General features: G+C 59.2%; 14 protein-coding genes and 1 pseudogene. 7 read left to right on the plus strand and 8 right to left on the minus strand.

From position 1 onward, the window contains the following. Nucleotides 1–673: 673 nt before the first annotated feature. The 7 genes from LC354_RS20470 to LC354_RS20500 all read right to left on the minus strand — a co-directional run bounded on the left by LC354_RS20470 (nt 674) and on the right by LC354_RS20500 (nt 8,628). Nucleotides 674–2,395 carry an FAD-dependent oxidoreductase gene (locus tag LC354_RS20470; protein ID WP_223427340.1) on the minus strand — a complete coding sequence of 574 codons (1,722 nt, stop codon included), beginning with the start codon at nt 2,393–2,395 and terminating at the stop codon, nt 674–676. A gap of 31 nt (nt 2,396–2,426) precedes the next feature. Continuing rightward, nucleotides 2,427–2,744, minus strand: a complete 318-nt coding sequence (locus LC354_RS20475) for a hypothetical protein (RefSeq protein WP_223427342.1) — start codon at nt 2,742–2,744, stop codon at nt 2,427–2,429. A gap of 6 nt (nt 2,745–2,750) precedes the next feature. Continuing rightward, nucleotides 2,751–3,530, minus strand: coding sequence for a 3-hydroxybutyrate dehydrogenase (locus tag LC354_RS20480; RefSeq protein ID WP_223427343.1), 780 nt, complete (start codon nt 3,528–3,530; stop codon nt 2,751–2,753). Between the two features lie 39 nt (nt 3,531–3,569). After that, nucleotides 3,570–4,307, minus strand: coding sequence for an acetoacetate decarboxylase (locus LC354_RS20485; RefSeq protein ID WP_223427345.1), 738 nt, complete (start codon nt 4,305–4,307; stop codon nt 3,570–3,572). A gap of 24 nt (nt 4,308–4,331) precedes the next feature. Next, complete coding sequence (locus LC354_RS20490; protein WP_223427346.1) at nt 4,332–5,477, minus strand: patatin-like phospholipase family protein; 1,146 nt, start codon at nt 5,475–5,477, stop codon at nt 4,332–4,334. Between the two features lie 113 nt (nt 5,478–5,590). Continuing rightward, nucleotides 5,591–7,279: an aspartate-alanine antiporter gene (aspT, locus tag LC354_RS20495; RefSeq protein ID WP_223427348.1), complete on the minus strand. Its 1,689-nt coding sequence runs from the start codon at nt 7,277–7,279 to the stop codon at nt 5,591–5,593. Between the two features lie 104 nt (nt 7,280–7,383). Next, nucleotides 7,384–8,628 carry a Glu/Leu/Phe/Val family dehydrogenase gene (locus LC354_RS20500; protein ID WP_223427349.1) on the minus strand — a complete coding sequence of 415 codons (1,245 nt, stop codon included), beginning with the start codon at nt 8,626–8,628 and terminating at the stop codon, nt 7,384–7,386. Between the two features lie 310 nt (nt 8,629–8,938). Here LC354_RS20500 and LC354_RS20505 point away from each other — a divergent pair, with 310 nt between their 5' ends. The 5 genes from LC354_RS20505 (at nt 8,939) to LC354_RS20525 (ending at nt 15,534) form a co-directional block, all read left to right on the plus strand. Next, nucleotides 8,939–10,519: a tetratricopeptide repeat protein gene (locus LC354_RS20505; protein ID WP_223427351.1), complete on the plus strand. Its 1,581-nt coding sequence runs from the start codon at nt 8,939–8,941 to the stop codon at nt 10,517–10,519. A gap of 586 nt (nt 10,520–11,105) precedes the next feature. Further along, on the plus strand, nt 11,106–12,329 hold the full coding sequence (locus LC354_RS20510) for a cation:proton antiporter (RefSeq protein ID WP_223427353.1): 1,224 nt from the start codon (nt 11,106–11,108) through the stop codon (nt 12,327–12,329). A gap of 191 nt (nt 12,330–12,520) precedes the next feature. Further along, nucleotides 12,521–13,579 (plus strand): HlyD family secretion protein, encoded by a 1,059-nt coding sequence (locus LC354_RS20515; RefSeq protein ID WP_223427354.1) that lies wholly within the window; start codon nt 12,521–12,523, stop codon nt 13,577–13,579. Then, nucleotides 13,569–14,699, plus strand: coding sequence for a DUF2955 domain-containing protein (locus LC354_RS20520; RefSeq protein ID WP_223427356.1), 1,131 nt, complete (start codon nt 13,569–13,571; stop codon nt 14,697–14,699). Before LC354_RS20515 ends, LC354_RS20520 begins: the two co-directional genes overlap by 11 nt. 7 nt (nt 14,700–14,706) lie before the next feature. Next, on the plus strand, nt 14,707–15,534 hold the full coding sequence (locus LC354_RS20525) for a bile acid:sodium symporter family protein (RefSeq protein WP_223427358.1): 828 nt from the start codon (nt 14,707–14,709) through the stop codon (nt 15,532–15,534). Between the two features lie 79 nt (nt 15,535–15,613). Here the strand turns inward: LC354_RS20525 and LC354_RS20530 are convergent. Then, a pseudogene (locus LC354_RS20530) lies at nt 15,614–16,484 on the minus strand (IS5 family transposase). Nucleotides 16,485–16,811: 327 nt separating this feature from the next. Between LC354_RS20530 and LC354_RS20535 the strand changes: the two are divergent. After that, a complete protein-coding gene (locus tag LC354_RS20535) occupies nt 16,812–17,801 on the plus strand; it encodes an aldo/keto reductase (protein ID WP_223427359.1) in 990 nt (329 codons plus the stop codon). A gap of 109 nt (nt 17,802–17,910) precedes the next feature. Further along, nucleotides 17,911–18,320: transposase (locus LC354_RS20540; protein WP_223421634.1), on the plus strand; the 410-nt coding region annotated here is incomplete at its 3' end.

Genomic DNA, 18,320 nt, shown 5'->3' on the forward strand with positions numbered 1-18,320 from the left:
AGACGATGTCATCAAGCAGTACCTGGAATTACATTCCGACAAATGATGCCTCCGGCGTCAGCCGGTGGTCCTTCACTTCAAAGGAAGCCACCATCCGAAAGATGTCATCCTGTATCCGTCACACCAGCAGCAAGCTAAAGGTGTGTATTGCTCGGCACGGGGATCATGCGGTCAGCCCATGGATTAGGCCCACGACCGATGACAATGTCGTCAGGCCCTCCACCAGTATGCGTCGCCTGTCCGACAGGGTAATGTCCAAGCGCAGCGCCCTGACGACGGGGCAATGTGAATCCCCCGCGTGACGGTCAGAAACCGCGCTATCCAGCGGTGGCGCTTCAATCTTCCCGGTCGCCATCAATGCCCCATGAACCTGCAAAAATGGATTTTACCAAATCCACGCTCATCATCATATCATCCATTTGCCGTCCTCTCTGCTCAATGGCCTTTAGACCACCATTCTGGCACATTGCGATGCCGTCTGGGGAAGGCGGCAACCATCCCATCGATCGATAGTGGACACTATCATCCTCTCCATCACGCACGCAGGGCAGTCACACCGGACGCATACACACTACCGTTTACGGTGCCTCTGATGTGCTGGCGCTATTTGCTCCGGGATTTACAGTTATCCGGGTTTAGAGCGGCACGAATTGTCGCGCCGCCCCCTTTTGATTTACTTTACGGCGTTTGCAAGATCAGGCGAGTCGGGCACGAGGATCGCACGCGACAGCATTCCGCCTGAGAGCACACGCGCCTTGTACCCATTCTGCAGCAGCATCCGAGTCGCGTAATAAGCGCGTTGTCCGGAACGGCAGATCACATGGATCTCCCGATCCTTCGGTAACTCGCTCAGTTGAGAGCGCAACTGGCCCAGCGGAATGTCGACAGAACCGTCGACGTTTTCCAACTCCAATTCGACTGGCTCGCGAACGTCCAGTAGAAACGCGTCTGATGGCTCAGTCCAATGCGCCACCGGCATGTCGCCGTCTTCGATGTCGCGTGCGACCATGCCGGCGAAGTTGACCGGGTCCTTGGCGCTGCCGAATTGCGGTGCGTAGCAGATCTCGGATTCAGCAAGATCATCGATCGTCGCGCCCATCTGGATGGCCACGGCAAGCGCGCTGATCCTCTTGTCCGCACCGGGGCCGTCCAGGCTCAGCGCCTGCCCTCCAAGCACCCTGCCATCGGACTTGCGATACAGGAGCTTGAAACCAACCATCTTGGCACCGGGATAGTAGCCTGCGTGGCTGTTGGGATAGAGGTAGACCTTTTCGTAGTCGGTCATCCCGAGCCGCTTGAGGGTTTTTTCGCTCGCTCCGGTCCAGGCAACGCCGCCGCCGAAAAGCCCGCAAATCGCTGACCCTTGCGTTCCGCGGAAGTGCGAGTCCCGACCGGCCAGGACATCTGCTGCAATCCGGCCCTGACGGTTGGCGGGGCCGGCCAGCGCGATCAGACTCCATTCACCGGTGACGAAATCCTTGACCTCGATGGCGTCGCCGACGGCAAAGATATCCGGGTTGCTTGTGCGCATCTGGTCATCGACCCGGATGCCCCCGCGCTCACCCAACGTCAGACCAGCGGACTTCGCCAGATCGGTGTCGGGACGCACTCCCAGCGAAATGATCACGACGTCGGCCGGATGCACCTTGCCTGACTGCGTCTCGACTTCGAGCGTGTCATTTTCTGCTTTGCGGAATTCCTTGACACCGTCGCCAAGCGCGAGCTTTACGCCGTGCGCTTCAAGATGCCCACCCACAAGGCGCGCATATTCAGGGTCAAGCGGCGCAAGCACCTGGTCCAGCATCTCGACCACCGTGACCTCAAAGCCGAGATGGCGCAGGTTTTCGGCCGTCTCCAGCCCGATGAAACCGCCACCGACCACAACGGCTCGGGTTGTCGGGCGCATCATCTGGATACCCGAATATGAATTCATGCCAGTCAGATAGGCGGTGCCTTTCTGGACCCATTCGCGGATTGCCCGCGCGTCGGGCACGGTGCGAACTTCGAATATGCCGGGCAGATCGATCCCCGGCAGCGGTGGACGCACTGTCTTGGCTCCGGGTGACAACACAAGCTTGTCGTAGCTCTCCGTCGTGACCTCGCCGGTCTGTGTGTTGCGCAGATCAATTGTCTTGGCCTTGGAGTCGATGGATACGGCTTCACAGTTCGTGCGGGTTTCAATGTTGAACTGTTCGCGGAAGGTGCGCTCGCTTGCGACCAGCAGGCTCGCCTCTTGCTCGATGACACCACCGATGTGATACGGCAGGCCGCAGTTGGCGTAGGACACATAGGGTCCGCGTTCGACCATGAGGATCTCTGCGGTTTCGTCCAGTCTTCTGAGGCGGGCGGCGCAGGATGCGCCTCCGGCAACGCCGCCGACGATAATGGTTTTCATGTGAGTCTCCCTTGTATATTTGAATAAGAAGTCATTTCTGTCCGGCCCTCGACCCTTGTGCTGACCCCGGCAACTGCTCTGTCAGCTCAGTCTCGAGTTCTCCGATCAGGTTTCGGTACTCGGCAATTACCTGGTTGTGACGCGCGTCCGAGAGCGCTTCGAAGCGCGCAAGGCTGTCACAGGCCAGGCAGTATTCCTTGCAAACGGTGCGAAACCGTTCGTCGCGCAGAAAGTGCTCGCGGATTCCCAAGGCGCGCTCAGGAAAGCGTGCAATGACACGCGACAACTCGGCATGGTAGGGCTTTGTTTCGGGATCCCGCCGTGCATTTGAGGGTTGATTGCTTGGCATGTGTGTTTACTCCATGCTCCAACCATGGCTGACGATCAACGACTGTCCCGTCAGGGCGTTGGAGCCGAACGAAGCAAAGAAGACAGCAGCCTCTGCCACATCCGCTACTGTAGTGAACTCGCCGTCGACGGTCTCCTTGAGCATGATCGTGTCGATCACCTCCTGTTCGGAGATGCCCAACTCTTTTGCCTGCTCGGGAATTTGTTTCTCAACGAGCGGTGTCTTTACGAAACCGGGGCAGATCACATTGGCGCGGACACCATGCTCTGCTCCCTCTTTGGCCACCACTTTGGAGAGGCCGATCAGACCGTGCTTGGCAGCAACGTAAGGTGCCTTGAGCTTCGAGGCCTCCTTGGAGTGGACAGAGCCCATGTAGATGATGCTGCCGCTGCCTTGTTTGTACATCTGTCGCAGTGCGGCCCTTGTCGTGAGGAACGCGCCATCGAGATGGATGGCGAGCATTTTTTTCCATTTTTTGAATTCATAGTCGACGAGTGGCGCCACGATCTGGATACCCGCGTTGCTGACCAGAATGTCCAGCGCGCCGAAGGTCTCGATCACCTTCGCCGTTCCGGCATCGACCTGCGCCTCTTCGGTCACGTCCATCGCAATGCCGATGGCAACTTCTCCGGACGGGTCGATCTCGCGCGCTGTTGCTTCGGCAGCCTCAAGATTGAGGTCGGCGATTGCGACCTTCGCGCCTTCGCGCGCATAGATGATGGCGATCTCCTTGCCGATCCCGCTGGCCGACCCGGTGATAAGCGCGACCTTGTTTTTGAGACGCATGGTTTCTTCCTCCGTTTGCAGTCCGGACACGGGACGTGTTCAGGCCAGATAATCGTGAACGACTTCGCCCAGACCGAGGGTCAGGTCGCTGATGATGTGAACTGCGCCAAGGACCTCAAGCACCGGCAGCGCCGCGACCGGCGCCAAAGCGTGCTGAAACAGTTCCAGCCCCGCAGGACCGGACCAGGCCCCCTTCACGGTCACGTCCTCAAGGTAATACCGGACCAACTCGCAGATGCGCGGGGTCCCGTCGACATGGGGAATGATCTTGAGCAGATAGCTCGGTGCGAGCAGCGACTCGAGGATCGGCCCCGTCTCGAGCGTCTTGTGCTTGTAGCCCATCGTTGCCACCGCGACCGGCACCGGGCCGTAGCGCAGCACGCCGCCAAGCGTGTCCTTCTCGACCCGCAATTCCGGATAGGCCAGCTTTTTGGGGAAGCCCCAGAGTTCCCGCCCGGCCGCGATCGGCGCATGATCGTTGAGATACATCGAATGAAAGTAGCCGCCCTTCTGGCCGCGAAAGCTGACGGGGATAACTTGTCCGCTTTCGGTATAGTCGCCGAAACCGGTCGAATCCGGCATGCGGATGAATTCGAACTTGACGATCGGGTCGGTCATTTCCAGTGGCGCAGGTATGACCGCCCGCAGTGCCTCCGGGTCGGTGCGGTAGCTGATGATGAAGAATTCGCGGTTCACGAAACGATAGGGTCCCGGCGGAAACGCCGGGCTGGTGAGGGGCATCGCGAAGGCGTTCTTTTTTACGTCTGCTTCTTCCATCTGGAAGGGGTCTCCTGTTCGAAATCAGAGATCAAAGGTTCGGACGCCGTTGCCGAGATCGGTCACACGGCAGGCCATCGGGTCGGTCATGACGTGCCTGATGTCGTCCCTGCCGCCGCCCCACAGATCGGTTACGGTGGCCCGGGAAAACTCGTAATCCTTGAAGTCGGCCGACTGGGTATCGTGGCGGTTCACCAGATGCACCAGCGACAGCGGCCCCCGGTGACTCACCGCTTCGAGCTTTTTCACGTTCGCATTGTCGCGATATTCCTTCGGCAGCATGGAAAGAACATCCGACAGTGCCCCGCGAAGCTCTTCGATCTGCCGGATCTTGTCAGCCGTGAAGCGCTGCTTGCTCTGGTACTGGATATCCTTGGCGCGTTCGGCCACCTGGTTCATGTTTCGGGGCAAGTCGCCGGTGCCGCTAAAGAGATCAACCTGCACGACCAGAGCATTGATCTGCGGGTTCTCGGCAACGTGTAGCAGGGGCGTATTCGACATGATGCCCCCGTCCCAGTACCATTCGCCGTCAATCTCGGTTGGCGGAAATGCGGGGGGTAGCGCACCGCTGGCCATGACATGGTTCGCATCAATGGTGTGAGTGGTGTTGTCAAAATAGACAGCCGCGCCCGTGCAGACATTGACGGCACCAAGCGAAAGCCGGACAGCGCCGCTGTTGATCAGATCGAAGTCGACGAGTTCATTCAACGTCGCGCGCAGCGGTTCCGTGTCATAGTAGCTGAGCGCCGCGATACTGCCGTCGGGGGCAAAGGCAGGTGGAGGCATCCGTGGCACGTAAAACCCCGGTATGCCGAACGTCGCGGCCGAAGCGGCACTCACCCGGTTCAGCCAGGGGCGCATCAGGTCCATTCCGGAAAACGGAGTAAGCTCCGGCGTCCGGCTCGAGACGAGATCCCAGAACGCCTTGAGCCGCTCAAGACGGTTCTCGGGTAAGTTGCCCGCAATGAGTGCTGCGTTGATCGCACCGATGGAGGTGCCAGCAACCCAGTTTGGGGTGAAGCCAGCTGCGGAGAGGCCTTCAAATACCCCGGCCTGATAGGCCCCCAGCGCGCCGCCGCCCTGCAGCACGAGAATCCGCTCCTCGTGTTTTCCGAACTCATCGGCCGCTCTTGCGTAGGGTGATTTCTTGGGCGTGGTTTGGGCAGGCATTTGCAATTGTCCTTGAGTTGACCATGCAAGAAACACAGTCAGGTTCTTTATGTGCGCGCTTCGGGCCAGAGCGGGAAGTACGTAACTGTTAACAACCTGCCTCTACGCGTTGCTCAGGCGATCAGCTGTACGATGATGCTGCCCCAGAGGGTCAGAATGATCTGCGCGACAGGGTAAGCGGGGGCGTACCCCAAGACCGGCAACGGGCTACCGGACCGCGCCTGCACCGCCGCCATGGATGGGGTCGACGTCAACGAACCAGCGATGGCGCCCAGCAGCAGAATGGGGTTCATCTTGAAAACGAAATGTCCCAAGAGCAGCCCTGCCAGCAAGGGTATGATTACCACGACGAAACCACCAAGCGGCAGGACAAGGCCCACTTCCATGATGGCCGGGATCAGGCTTGGTGCCGCTTGCAACCCGACCATGGCGATGAAGGAAGCGAGCCCCAGAGAGGTCATCAATGCGACGGACCCATCCGGAATGCGGCCAAAGAACGGGTTGCGGGTGCCAAGGTATCCCGTCAGAAGCCCTGCCAGCAATGCGCCCACGCTGGTTCCCAACCCCACCTCGATCCCGAAGACCGAAAAACGCATCAATACCCCGATCAGACCACCGACGAAGATCATCAGGCCCAGCACGACGAAATCCGTGGCCTGCGTCGGCTTGAGTTCGCGTCCAAGGTTCGACGCTGCCTTTGCGAGGATATCTTGTGGTCCGATCACGTCGAGCATGTCGCCACTTTCAAGCGTGATCCCCGGTGCAACCGGAATGTCATGGCCGCCCCGCGTTATCGACTTGAGGTAGAGGCCCCGCGCCCAGGGACGTGCCGCGATGTCGCGCAGGGTCTGGCCGACCACGTCCGAACCCGTGACGACAACCTTCGCGGCTTGAAATGGAATGTCGAGCAGGGCCGGATCCTCGACTTCTTGGGCCTTGGGTGACAGATGTTCGATCACCGCAGCACGCGGCCCGCTGATGGCGAGCACATCCCCCGCTTCAATGACAAGTGCGGGGTCCGCATCAAGAATCTGATCGCCCCGCCGGAGCCGCAGAACAAAGAGGCGATGCCCGGCAAAACGACGCTCCACTTCTGCGAGTGTCTCGCCGATGACAGACGCGCTTTCCGGCGTGCAGTAGGCGCGCAGCTGGAATTGGCGGTAACCGGATTCCACACCATTCTCAGGGTCGTCGATGCCGAGGCTGCGCCCCAGGTCCGCTGCGGCGGCTTGCAAGTCCACACCCAGAAGCTTCGGCCCCATGTAACTGCAGAACCAGATTGCCCCAGCTGAACCCACCACGTAGCAGACCGCGTAGCCGACTGCGACATGCGCGGTCAGGCGCTTGATTTCTTCGGCCTCCAGAGGAAGCCGTGCGATTGCCTCGCCTGCCGAGCCGATTGCCGGGCTCTGAGTCAGACCTCCAGACAGCAGGCCGGCGGCATAGCCGGGATCAAGGCCGAGAAGCCGCGCGACCACATAGGAAATTGCGAGCCCGGTGACCGTGCATGCCAGCGCAACCAAAACTGGTTGCGCACCGCCGCGTCTCAGTGCCGTCAGGAATTGAGGCCCTGCGGAATAACCAATTCCGAACAGAAACAGCAGGAAAAGATAGGATTTTGCCATGCCCGCGATTGGCACTTCCGCAAACTGGCCAATCAGCAGGCCCGCAAAGAGGGAGCCTGCCACAGGCCCGAAGGAAAAATCGCCGATCTTCACGCTTCCAATCAGATAGCCCAGAGAAATCGTCAGAAAAACCGAAAGCTCCGGGTATTCGATCATAAAGGCAGCGAGATAGGACATATTCGACCTCCGGTTTCGTGTTCAGTGGGGAATTCGTTCCTGGCAGAGGAATGTAGCGGTTTGCCGGCCCGGAGCATTTTCATGCCACAGGCCGGCATGTCCGGTCAGAACGGCAACTCTGTCGCCACATATGTCCGCGCGAGCGCCGCTTTGGCGACGCGTCGTATCGCGAGGATGAAGGCCCCTGTGCGCAGGTCGGTTTCGAACTCGGTTGCGACATCCCGTACGGCTGCGTAGGCTTTGGCCATGGTCTTGTCCAATTCCGCGTTTACCCGCTCTTCATCCCATTTGAAGTGCTGGATGTTCTGCGCCCACTCGAAATAGCTGACCGTCACGCCTCCGGCGTTTGCCAGAATGTCCGGGACGATCAGCACGCCCCGCGTGTTGAGGATGGCGTCGGCGTCGGGCGAGGTCGGTGCGTTGGCCCCTTCCACGATGATCGATGCCTTCACATCAGGCGCATTTTCGGCAGTGATGGAATTCTCGAGGGCGGCAGGCACCAGGACGTCAGCGTCCCATGTGATGATCTCCCCGCCGTCGAAGGCTGCGCCGCCCTTGAAGCCCTTGACCCCGCCATGTTCAGCGACCCAGGCGGCGAGCGCCACTGTGTCCAGACCCTTGTCGTTGCTGACCCCGCCGGTATGGTCGGCAACGGCGACAATCCTCGCGCCTTGCTCCGCGATCAGCCGGGCGGCGTTGCTGCCCACATTGCCGAAACCCTGCACCGCTACGGTTACATCGGCGAAGGCCGTGCCGGTTTCCTTCAGCGCCGCACCAAGCACATCCATCACCCCACGACCGGTTGCCGCTGCGCGTCCTTCCGAGCCAAAAAGCTCCAGCGGCTTGCCAGTCACGACGCCCGGAGAGAAGCCCGCGTATCGCGAATACTCGCTCATGATCCAGCCCATGATTTCAGCGTTGGTGTTGACGTCAGGGGCGGGAATATCGGTCAGCGGACCGATGACTTCCTTCATCTCCTGCACGAAACGGGTGGTCACCTGAAAGAGGTCTTTCTTGGACATGGACCGCGGATCGCAGTTGATCCCGCCTTTGGCCCCGCCATAGGGGATATCCACGACAGCTGTCTTCCAGGTCATCAGGTTGGCCAGTGCCGACGCGTGGTCCTCATCCATGTCCGGGTGGAAACGCAGCCCACCCTTCATGGGGCCGCGTGCGTCATTGTGCTGGACACGGTAGCCCTCGTAGCTCTGCAAGCCACCTGCTTCGCCCTCGATGACGATCTTGACCTTCACGGTTCGTTTTGGTGCCAGCAGGATCGCCCTGACATCGTCTGACAGGCCGAGCACGTCGGCGGCCTTGTGAAAGTAGGTGTGCGCATCGGACAGCATTGCTATTCCTCCCTCGGGTTCATAGAATTGAGAAGCGCCGGGCTGGCTTCATTCATCCATTTCGAATTGCGATCTGAGGTCAGACAAGTACGTTACTGTAGTTTACATATTCGGCACCGTGTGGCGCTGGCTGTCTCGACGCAAGACTTGAGCACGACAAGTTTCGTGCCTCTGAAAGGGTGAAAGCAGAATTGGGCCGGCACGCACAGATTTGGGGAAACCGGCGCGCTTTGCGGGTTGCGGGAAGGTGATGATGGTGGACCGGTCAGGGATTCAGGCAACTGATGTCAGGGCACAACTCCAAAGAATTGTGACAGCGTCCGATTTCGAAGCTTCGGACCGGAATCGCAGGTTCCTGAGTTTCGTTGTCGATAAATCGTTGTCCGGCGATGCCGCCCATATCAAGGCCTATACGATTGCCACATCCGTTTTTGGTCGCGGACAGGATTTCGACCCCCAAATAGATTCCATTGTCAGGATCGAGGCGGGTCGGCTCAGGCGCGCTCTGGAAAATTACTATTTGCGATCAGGGGCAGATGATCCAATCGAGATCAGCATTCCCAAGGGATCCTATTGTCCGAAATTCGTTCCACGCGCCGCGGATGACCGCAAAGACAGTCCGTTGCGGGTCGATCCACCGGTGTCAAGGGGAACTGCGGCACGGTCAGGTCGCAGGATCTTCGTCGCGCCGTTCGAGGAGGAAGAGGGAACTGAGGTGCGTCCGAATTTCACGCATGGGCTCATGCGGCAGATCATCGTGGGACTGACGCGGTTTACCGACCTTTTCGTATTCGGCCCGAACACAACCTTCGGAACGGGGCCCTATGTGGATCGCGTCAGGCCGAGGGCGGACCTTGAGGCCGATTTCATCCTCACCGGCGGGACGTCCCTTTCGTCAACACAGTTTTCAATCGAGGTCATGCTGATAGACGCGATCGATGGGCAGTGTCTTTGGGGCGAGACCTTCAATCGCCAGCTTGAACCCGGAGAAATCCTGCGGCTTCGCGACGAGGTGGCGAACAGCGTGGTGCGCACCCTTGCCCAGCCTTATGGTATCCTCTCCTCCAAAGCGTTGGACGTAGACGGCGACCATCCCGAAAGAATGTCATCCTACGATTGCGTCGCGCGCTTTCACACCTATTGGCGGACATATGATCGCGAGATGTTCGAGCCCGTGCGGGTTGGGCTTGAACAGGCAATTGCGACCGATCCAGGCTACGCGGAAGCCTTTGCATGCTTGTCCCAGATCTACACGAATGCCGCCCGGTTCGGTGAAGATGTGAGCCACGCTACAAAAGACCCTCTGAAACGGGCCCGTGATCTCGCGCTGCGCGCAATAGAACTTACCCCCGGGTCCAGCCGCGGCCACCATGCACTAGGACTGGCATTCTGGTTCAGTGGCAATCTCTCCGGCTCGCTGGAGGCACTTGAGAAAGGGCTTGCACTCAACCCTAACGACTCCGAAATCATGGCGGATCTCGGATTGCGCCGCACAATGCGCATGGACTGGGACAGAGGGGTGCCTTTACTGGAAGAAAGCTATGCCCGAAATCCTGCCCAGCCCAGTCCGCACCGGGTTGGATTGGTGCTCAATCACCTTGCGCATGATCGCGATGAGGCCGCATTTGACGAGGCACGCCGCATCGACGCGCCACAAGTCGTGTATGGCCATCTCCTTACGGCAGTGGCCGCAGCGCGCCTGGGCCGGTCGCAGGAAGCAAATGCTTCGATAGCATCAATTTTGGCAATCGATGCCGACTATTTTGACCGCATCGTCGAAGACCTCCAGAGCCGAAACCTGCACAGTGACCTTATCGAGATCATAGTCGCAGCACTCCCCGAGCTTGGATTTGAAGAGTACCAGAAGACTGGAAACTGGAACCGCCGATAGGCCGCTCGGGGACAAGCGCGGCTATCGGCCGTGGCGGCGTCACGTGACCTGTGCGGGAGGTCCGAAAGCACATCCGTGCAGCTCAAGTGCACGTGCGGCGGGCGGCAACTCAGCAAAGCTTATGTGACATCACTGGGCGCTCGGTCGGCCTTGGCCGTTACAGTAACGTACTTCTTCAACGTGTGGGTATGGTACACGAACAGGGGGTAGCTACGAAGGACAGTACATGTACACACATTTGAACAAGAGCCCGCCCATCAAGCTGGTCTTGATATGCGCCCCAAAGACACGACCGTCGTTCAGATGCGGCCTGACCACAACGCATGCTTTCGGGACAGCTGCCAAGTTTACCGACTGCCCAGACAAGAACCACTAGGGTTCGAGCGATCCGGCGGCGCGGGAACGTTGGACGTTTCCGTAGACCGTCAGGCGCTTGATGGGGAGCTTGCCGCCGGGATTACTGGACCCTGCCAGAGAGTTCCCATATCAAGAACCGGGTTCGCCGTTGCTCCGGACATGACCATCCGAAGCGGTCTGCCAGCTCTTCGAGACTACCGAAAAATCAACATGCCAGGCCGTGCCCCCCATGCCCTACGAACCCGTTGCAATCATCGCCATCTTCGCATTTGCCTACAGCGTTTTGGCCGCGCGCTTTGAACGGTCTCTGATCAACGGCGCCGTGGTCTTTATGGGGTTCGGCGTGGCGATGGGGCCCATGGGCCTGGGCTTCTTGGAAATCAATGCGACCGGAGGCGACTTTCGCACCATAGCCGAAATCACTCTGGCGCTTGTCTTGTTCGTCGATGCCTCCCAGGCGGATCTTGGTGTTCTGTCCAAGAGCCGCCGCATTCCCCAACGGTTGATCCTGATCGGCCTGCCGCTCACCATCTTGCTTGGTTTCGGTATCGGAGTTTTGGTCTTTGCTGATCTTTCGCTGATTGGCGTGGCAATCCTGGCGACGATCCTGGCGCCCACGGATGCCGCGCTCGGCAAGGCGGTTGTGACCAACGAGAATGTCCCGGTCGAGGTTCGCGAGGGGCTCAGCTTTGAAAGCGGGTTGAACGATGGTGTTTGCGTGCCCGTCTTCCTCACTTTTCTTGCCGTCGCGACCCTCGGCAGCAACGAGCAGCACGAGTACGGGTTGCTGATTAAACTGCTCGTAGAGGAACTCGGGATTGGTGCCGTGGTTGGCGCCGGGCTGGCCCTTGTCGGAGCATATGTCGTCCGGCTCTGTCGGGGGGCGGGCTGGACCACGCAGAGTTGGCTGCAAATTCCGGTGATCGCCCTTGCCATCGGGTGTTTCGCCACCGCCCAGGCGCTGCATGGCAGCGGCTTCATTGCCGCCTTTGTCGGAGGTCTGGTCTTTGGCGGGCTGATACGGACCGGCAAGCATGAATTGGTGCGGCCGGCCGAAGGCGTGTCGGATGTTTTTGCTCTGGTGACCTGGGTCATATTCGGAGTTGCCATCGTCGGACAGGCCCTGCACGGGTTCACCTGGGAAGTGGTCGTCTATTCCGTCAGCAGCCTGACCGTTGTCCGGATCCTGCCGGTTCTCCTGTCCTTGATCGGGATTGCGCTGGATACGCCGGAGAAGCTGTTCATCGGCTGGTTCGGCCCAAGGGGGCTGGCCACCTGCGTTTTCGCGGTGATGGTCATCGATTCAGGTATTCCGGGCGCCGAAACGATTGTTTCGACAGCGGTATGCACGATTTTTCTGAGCGTGCTCGCCCACGGGATCTCGGCACGTCCATTCGCGATCTTGTTGGCCCGAAATGAGACGCGCCCCAAAGGCGTGACACAATCGGAGTAATCAAGGTTGATGTGCCTCGGATCACGGCCTACGACAGCAAGGGCGGTGGGACCGCGCGTTGGTAACAGTAACGTACTTCCGCAGTCTTGCGGGTTCATGACTGTGTAGACCAATGCCGTAGGCGCGGACCGATATCCGCTCTCCCGATCATTTGGAACGGGGAGAGCAACGAAACAAAGAGGATCACTGGAATGAAGACAACGGTTTGGCTATCGGGCCTTTTGGCGCTGCTTCTGTTTGGCTGGTATCTGGTCGCCGACCGGATTACGCCCTACACATCGAACGCTCGATTGAAGACGATCGTTCTCGACGTTGTGCCGCAGGTTTCGGGCTATGTCGCGGCACTTGCGGTCAACAACACCGAGATCGTGGAATCCGACGATCTGCTGGCGCAGATCGACCAGCGGCCCTATCTTTTTCAGGTGGAACAAGCCCGCGCGGCGCTGGCGACGGCGACCCAGAATGTCGGGGCCGGGTCTTCGCAGGTGGAGATTGCCCAAGCTGGCGTGACACAAGCGAAGATAATTCTGGAAAACGCGCAGGTCCAAAGCGATCGGGTCGTTCAGCTTGAGGCAAAGGGCGTTGTCGCACATGCCTATGGCGACAACGCACGCGCCGAACTCGCCGCTGCGAAATCCCAGATGTCTGCCGCCGAGTCTGACCTGGAACGCGCCAAACGCCAGCTTGGTGCCGAAGGCGCGGATAACGCACAGATCCAGAACGCCGTGGCGGCCCTGTCTGCGGCGGAACTTGGGCTCGAGTGGACGGAACTGCGGGCGCCCATGCGCGGTGTGATCATTGATATGACGGTCGGCAAGGGCACTTTCGCCACGGCGGGCAAGACGCTCATGACGCTTGCCTCTCTGGACGAGGTCTGGGTCGAAGCCTACATGACCGAAAACAACATCGCGAATATATCGGTCGGCGATCCGGCGGAGATTACGCTCGACCTTTATCCCGGACGGATCTTCCCGGGAACGGTCAGCAGCATCACCATGGGCGCTGCTGTCGGGTCTGATCTCGGGGATCTCCCAACGCCGCCAAAATCAACCGGCTGGATGCGCGATCCGCAAAGGTTCCCGGTCCGGATCAGCATGACCGGCTATGAGATCGGGAGCGAGTCGCACGACACGCGGCGCCTGTTGAACGGGCAGGCAGATGTGATCGTCTACACCGGCGACAATGGCTTTCTGAACCGGATCGGGGCGGGATGGATCCGCTTCATGAGCTGGCTCTCCTATGCCTACTGACTTGACGGCAGACGTTTTGGCCGACCGTTCCGACGCTGGCGCGATATTGGATCAGCGCCGCCGGAACAGGCGCACCCTGCGCGTGGCATTCGGAGTGACGATAACGTTTCTGATCGCGCTCTGGTTTGATTGGACGCTCGGATACCTCGCCCCGGCCTTCGCCGCGCCGTTGCTTCTCGCGCCAGCCGCACCGTCTTTGTCCACGATGGTCCGGATACTGGTCATGACCATGCTTGTGGTCGTCGCGTTCTATTTTGTCGCGGGATTCGCCCGCGCTTTTCCGTTCTTCTTCTTATTGGCGATGTGGCCCGCCCTGTTTGCCACCTTGCTCTTCATGGAACGGCAGGGGTCGCCTCTCATCGTGTTGCTGCTCTTGCTCGGGTTGATGTTCCAGCCGATGGTTGCGAAGATCTCGATGGAGCTGTCCTGGAACGTCGGTATGTCCTCGTTCTGGAACATTGGCGTGTCGTTGGTCGTCACGCAGGTGATGTTTGTGGTCTTCCCACCCTTGCCCGGTCAGCCGAAACCACCGACCAAGCCGAAAGTGTCCGACGCCGAAGCGAGGCGACGGGCCGCCATTATGACCGTAATCACCGGCCTTTATACGATGGCCTATTTCGGCTTCGACTGGACCAACGTCCACACCCCCATCTACATCGCGATCTTTATCCAGCAGATCAGCCTGGCCGTGGGCCTGAAGATGACCAAGGGGATCATGGCCGCCAACGTGTTTGCGGGCCTCATCGGATGGGGGATGTACGAGCTGTTCGTGATGGTGCCCAACCTGTTCTTCGTGGCGCTCCTGACCCTCACTGTTGTTCTGCTGTTCGCGCGGGTCATGACGTCGGATTCGCCGCTCGCTCCGCTGGCCGGGGGCGCGCTGAATGTGCTGGTTTTCCTTGTCGGCAGCGCGATGATTTCCTGGGGCGACGATCAGACGGACAAATTCATCGACCGCCTGGGTGAGATTGGCATGGCCGCGATCTATGCAATTGCGGCGCTTGTCGTCCTGCAAGCCCTGTTCCCGCCAAAGCCTCCCGGACCACTGAGGCGCAGGCCGGGGCGCGGCGGAAAGATTTTAGCCATCAAGGATTCCAAGGGAGTCGGCAGCCGTGCTTGATTTGTTGATGAAAGTTTCCCTGGTCCTGTTCATGGCGGGCTCTCTGCTTGACATGGGCCTCGGGCTGAAGCTGCGCGATGCCTTGATCGGTCTTCGAGATGTCCGGTTCCTGGGCTTTGGATTGGTCTTCGGCTTTGGTTTCGGACCGATCCTGGCGCTTATCCTGACGTGGGTCATCCCGCTGGAGCCCTCCTATGCCATCGGCCTGCTGTTGATCGGCCTGACGCCCTGCGCGCCATTCCTTCCCGGTATGGTGACCAGAGCGCATGGCGACATGAACTATGCAGCGGCGATGTTGCTCCTGGCTGCTGTCGGAACCGTCGTGATCCTGCCGTTGGCCGTGCCCTTCGTGGCACCGTCGCTGACCGCCGATGTCTGGAGCATCGCCAAACCGCTCCTCGTTGTCGTGCTTCTGCCCCTGATCCTGGGTATCGCGATTTTTGACCGTGCGCCCGCGGCAGCCGCAACGATCCGCCCGATCGTCAAGAAGGTCACGGCCGCAGCCACCATCGCCGTGCTCATCCTCTGTGCGGTGCTCTATGGAAAAGGCTTTGTCAGCACCTTCGGCAGCTATGCTATCGGTGCCCAGATCGTTTTCTTCACAGTTATAACGGCGGCCAGTTACCTGCTGAGTGGTGGGTTGTCCCAGTCCCGCCGCAGCGTGCTGGCCCTCGGCATGTGCACACGCAATGTCGGTGCGGCCATGGTTCCGCTGTTTTCCGCGGCCGCTGTCGACCAGAGCGCCATGATCATGGTCGTTCTCGGCGTGCCCATGCAGCTGATTTTTTCCCTCCTGGCTGCCCGCTGGTTCGCTCGGGACGCGAGGAAACAGTAGTGTCACAAGCTTTTGGAACCCTGTTGGCTTTGTTGCACAAATCGTCCTGAGGTCGAGTTCCCCCTTACCCCAGATGGATTCAGCCTACGGCGAGGGTATGGGGTATACCGAGAGCTGTGAAGCCGGTTAGGATCGCGGCGCGGATTTGGATCTCCGCCACCTGACGATCGAAGTCGCGCGCCGAGAGACGCTGACCGAGCAATTTCAAGCAATGCATCTTCGTTTCGACGCGGCTCCGGCGGTGGTATCCGGTTAGGTTTCGCCACAGGGCCCGGCCCAGATACCTTGAGGATCGCACCGCTTCGTGGCGCGCACGTGCTCCTGGTTATCGGGTTTCCACATCTTCGCATTCTTGCGCGGCGGTATGACAGTATGAGCGTTGCGGGCTGCAATCGCGTCATGGCACTTACGTGTGTCTAAGCACCGTCCGCCGTGACGCTGCCGATGTCCTCATCGAGCGGCATCTGGCTGAGCATGTCAGGCAACATGGGCGGATCGCCAATGCTGCTGCTTGTGACCCCGATTGCGCGAAACTCCAATGTTGCTTCATCACCGCCGATATGGAGCTTACGCTACAGACGGCGCTTGTGGTCGACATGTTTACGGGCATTCCATTCCCCTTCGCCCTCAGCTTTGGTTCCTGTGCTGTCCACGAGCAGGTGCAACGGCCCTTCGGAGCCCTTGTAAGGAATGGCAACAGACAGCGTTCTTTGGCGGCGGCACAGGGTACTGAAGTCCGGTACCGACCAGTTCAGCCCGACAAGCTTGAGCAAGCTCTCTACAAACCCGGTCGTCTGCCTCGAGGGCAATCCGAACAGCACTTTGCAGGTCAGGCAGGCCTGAATAGGCGCACGGCTGTAGGTTTGCTGACGCTCCCGCCGCCCAGAGGCTTCCGCCTTCCAAGTCATCTCCGGATCGAACCGGATCAATAACGATCCCCGCTGCTTCAGGGAATGGTTTTACTCTGCCCAGTTCCAGATCTTGTACATCGTTGGTGTCCAGCTACTCATAGCGGCCAGCTATCACGCTGGATTCACGCCGTGAATCCTATCACGCACAGTTTGTGCAACAAGACCGATATGACTCCTCCAACCATTCTGCCTTTCTTGGCACGTGTTTTGATAGCATGAGATCTCAATTTCGTTTTCCCGAGAAAACTCGTGAAGAGCCGCCGTTCGTTGCGCTTTGAATGAGCCACTTCTCAGCGATGTAAAGCAGCGACTGGTAGCACAGTCAAATATCTGCTTCAAATGGCGCCAAACAGGGAGTTGCCAAGAATGGAAAAACGACAAGTTGGTCAGACCGGGCTTGCGATTGATACGCTTGGACTAGGCGGCGCACCTCTTGGGGGAAATTTTGTTGATCTCGACTACGCTCAAGCAGCGGACTTGATACGAACCGCCAAAGAAGCTGGAATCAACTACTTCGATACCGCTCCGTGGTATGGGTTTGGAAGGTCCGAGCGTGTCATGGGCGATATGCTTCGCGGCTCGGAATATGTACTTTCCGACAAGGTCGGAAGACTTCTTCACCCGGGCGCGGTCACAAATCCGATGGATTTTGGCATGATTGACCCGTTACCGTTCCACGTTGTTTACGACTACGGATACGATGGCATCATGCGCGCCTACGAGGACAATCTTCAGCGCCTCGGGCTCGACAAAATTGATATCCTGTTTGCTCACGACATCGGCGTTTTCCAGCATGGTGAGGAAAACGCGCGCCACTTTCGAGATTTGGAAAAAGGCGGTTATCGCGCAATGGATGAGTTGCGCAAGGCCGGGCAAGTCAAAGCAATTGGACTGGGTGTTAACGAGAACGAAGTCTGCATGGATGCCCTGAAAATCGGGAACTGGGACGTTTTTCTATTGGCCGGACGTTACACTCTGCTCGAGCAGACGCCACTGGACACGCTTTTCCCAGCCTGTCTTGCAGCGGGGACATCGATTATCTGTGGGGGTCCTTTCAATTCCGGCATTTTGGCGGGCCGGGACATGTGGAACTACGCAAGGGCACCCGCTGAAATCATACAAAAAGCGCGTGCGCTCGGTGCTGTCGCCGACGCGTTTGCGGTTCCTCTGCCGGCCGCGGCGCTGCAGTTCCCACTGATGAATGATATTGTCAGTTCTGTGATACCGGGCCCACGCGATAAGGGCGAACTGGAGCAAATCATCGACTGGTTTGAAACACCGATTCCAACGGAGTTCTGGGCGACGTTAAAATCAGAAGGTCTGATTGACCAAGCGGCGCCTGTAGCGTCCCGCTAAAAGAGAACCTGTAGACCCGCATTCCCCAAGTAGATCTCTGATTTCGCTGTCTTGAACGTGATATTTTCTATATATATCATGGCGTTGGTTGCTGCGGAGGATGTGTTTCATGGATCACCCAGAGGGTGCGGGCTTGCAGCGGGCAGATCGTGTGGATTTTGACCCTCGCGTGCGGCTGGAATTCCGGGGCGCTCAGCTCAGTTCGGATGGCGGCCTTCTGGTGATGCGCGAGCTTGATGACGCGCTCGGTCTGTCCAATCTGGCGTCTGCTGCCCTGTGCGATAATCGCCGTGGCAAGAACACGATCCACCGGCTCGACGGGCTGTTTCGGCAATCGGTCTACGGCCGGTTGGCAGGATACGGGGACGTCAATGACGCCGACCGTCTCGCGCTCGATCCCGTGATGCGCCAGGTTGTCGGTGGCCGTGCCGTCGATGCGCATGCCGCATCCACGTCGCAGATGGGCCGGTTCGAGACCGAGGGACTGGCGACCGCAGAGAACCGGGCGGCTCTGTCTGA

Source organism: Tateyamaria pelophila (genome assembly GCF_019966495.1).
Classification (GTDB): Bacteria; Pseudomonadota; Alphaproteobacteria; order Rhodobacterales; family Rhodobacteraceae; genus Tateyamaria; species Tateyamaria pelophila.

Bases quoted from the DNA above. Each gene is read 5' to 3' on its own strand.
- LC354_RS20515 (WP_223427354.1), top strand. From the start codon at position 12,521: ATGAAGACAACGGTTTGGCTATCGGGCCTTTTGGCGCTGCTTCTGTTT.
- LC354_RS20525 (WP_223427358.1), top strand. From the start codon at position 14,707: ATGAAAGTTTCCCTGGTCCTGTTCATGGCGGGCTCTCTGCTTGACATG.
- LC354_RS20490 (WP_223427346.1), bottom strand. From the start codon at position 5,477: ATGCCTGCCCAAACCACGCCCAAGAAATCACCCTACGCAAGAGCGGCC.
- aspT (WP_223427348.1), bottom strand. From the start codon at position 7,279: ATGTCCTATCTCGCTGCCTTTATGATCGAATACCCGGAGCTTTCGGTT.
- LC354_RS20475 (WP_223427342.1), bottom strand. From the start codon at position 2,744: ATGCCAAGCAATCAACCCTCAAATGCACGGCGGGATCCCGAAACAAAG.
- LC354_RS20535 (WP_223427359.1), top strand. From the start codon at position 16,812: ATGGAAAAACGACAAGTTGGTCAGACCGGGCTTGCGATTGATACGCTT.
- LC354_RS20500 (WP_223427349.1), bottom strand. From the start codon at position 8,628: ATGCTGTCCGATGCGCACACCTACTTTCACAAGGCCGCCGACGTGCTC.
- LC354_RS20485 (WP_223427345.1), bottom strand. From the start codon at position 4,307: ATGGAAGAAGCAGACGTAAAAAAGAACGCCTTCGCGATGCCCCTCACC.
- LC354_RS20520 (WP_223427356.1), top strand. From the start codon at position 13,569: ATGCCTACTGACTTGACGGCAGACGTTTTGGCCGACCGTTCCGACGCT.
- LC354_RS20510 (WP_223427353.1), top strand. From the start codon at position 11,106: ATGCCCTACGAACCCGTTGCAATCATCGCCATCTTCGCATTTGCCTAC.
- LC354_RS20480 (WP_223427343.1), bottom strand. From the start codon at position 3,530: ATGCGTCTCAAAAACAAGGTCGCGCTTATCACCGGGTCGGCCAGCGGG.
- LC354_RS20470 (WP_223427340.1), bottom strand. From the start codon at position 2,395: ATGAAAACCATTATCGTCGGCGGCGTTGCCGGAGGCGCATCCTGCGCC.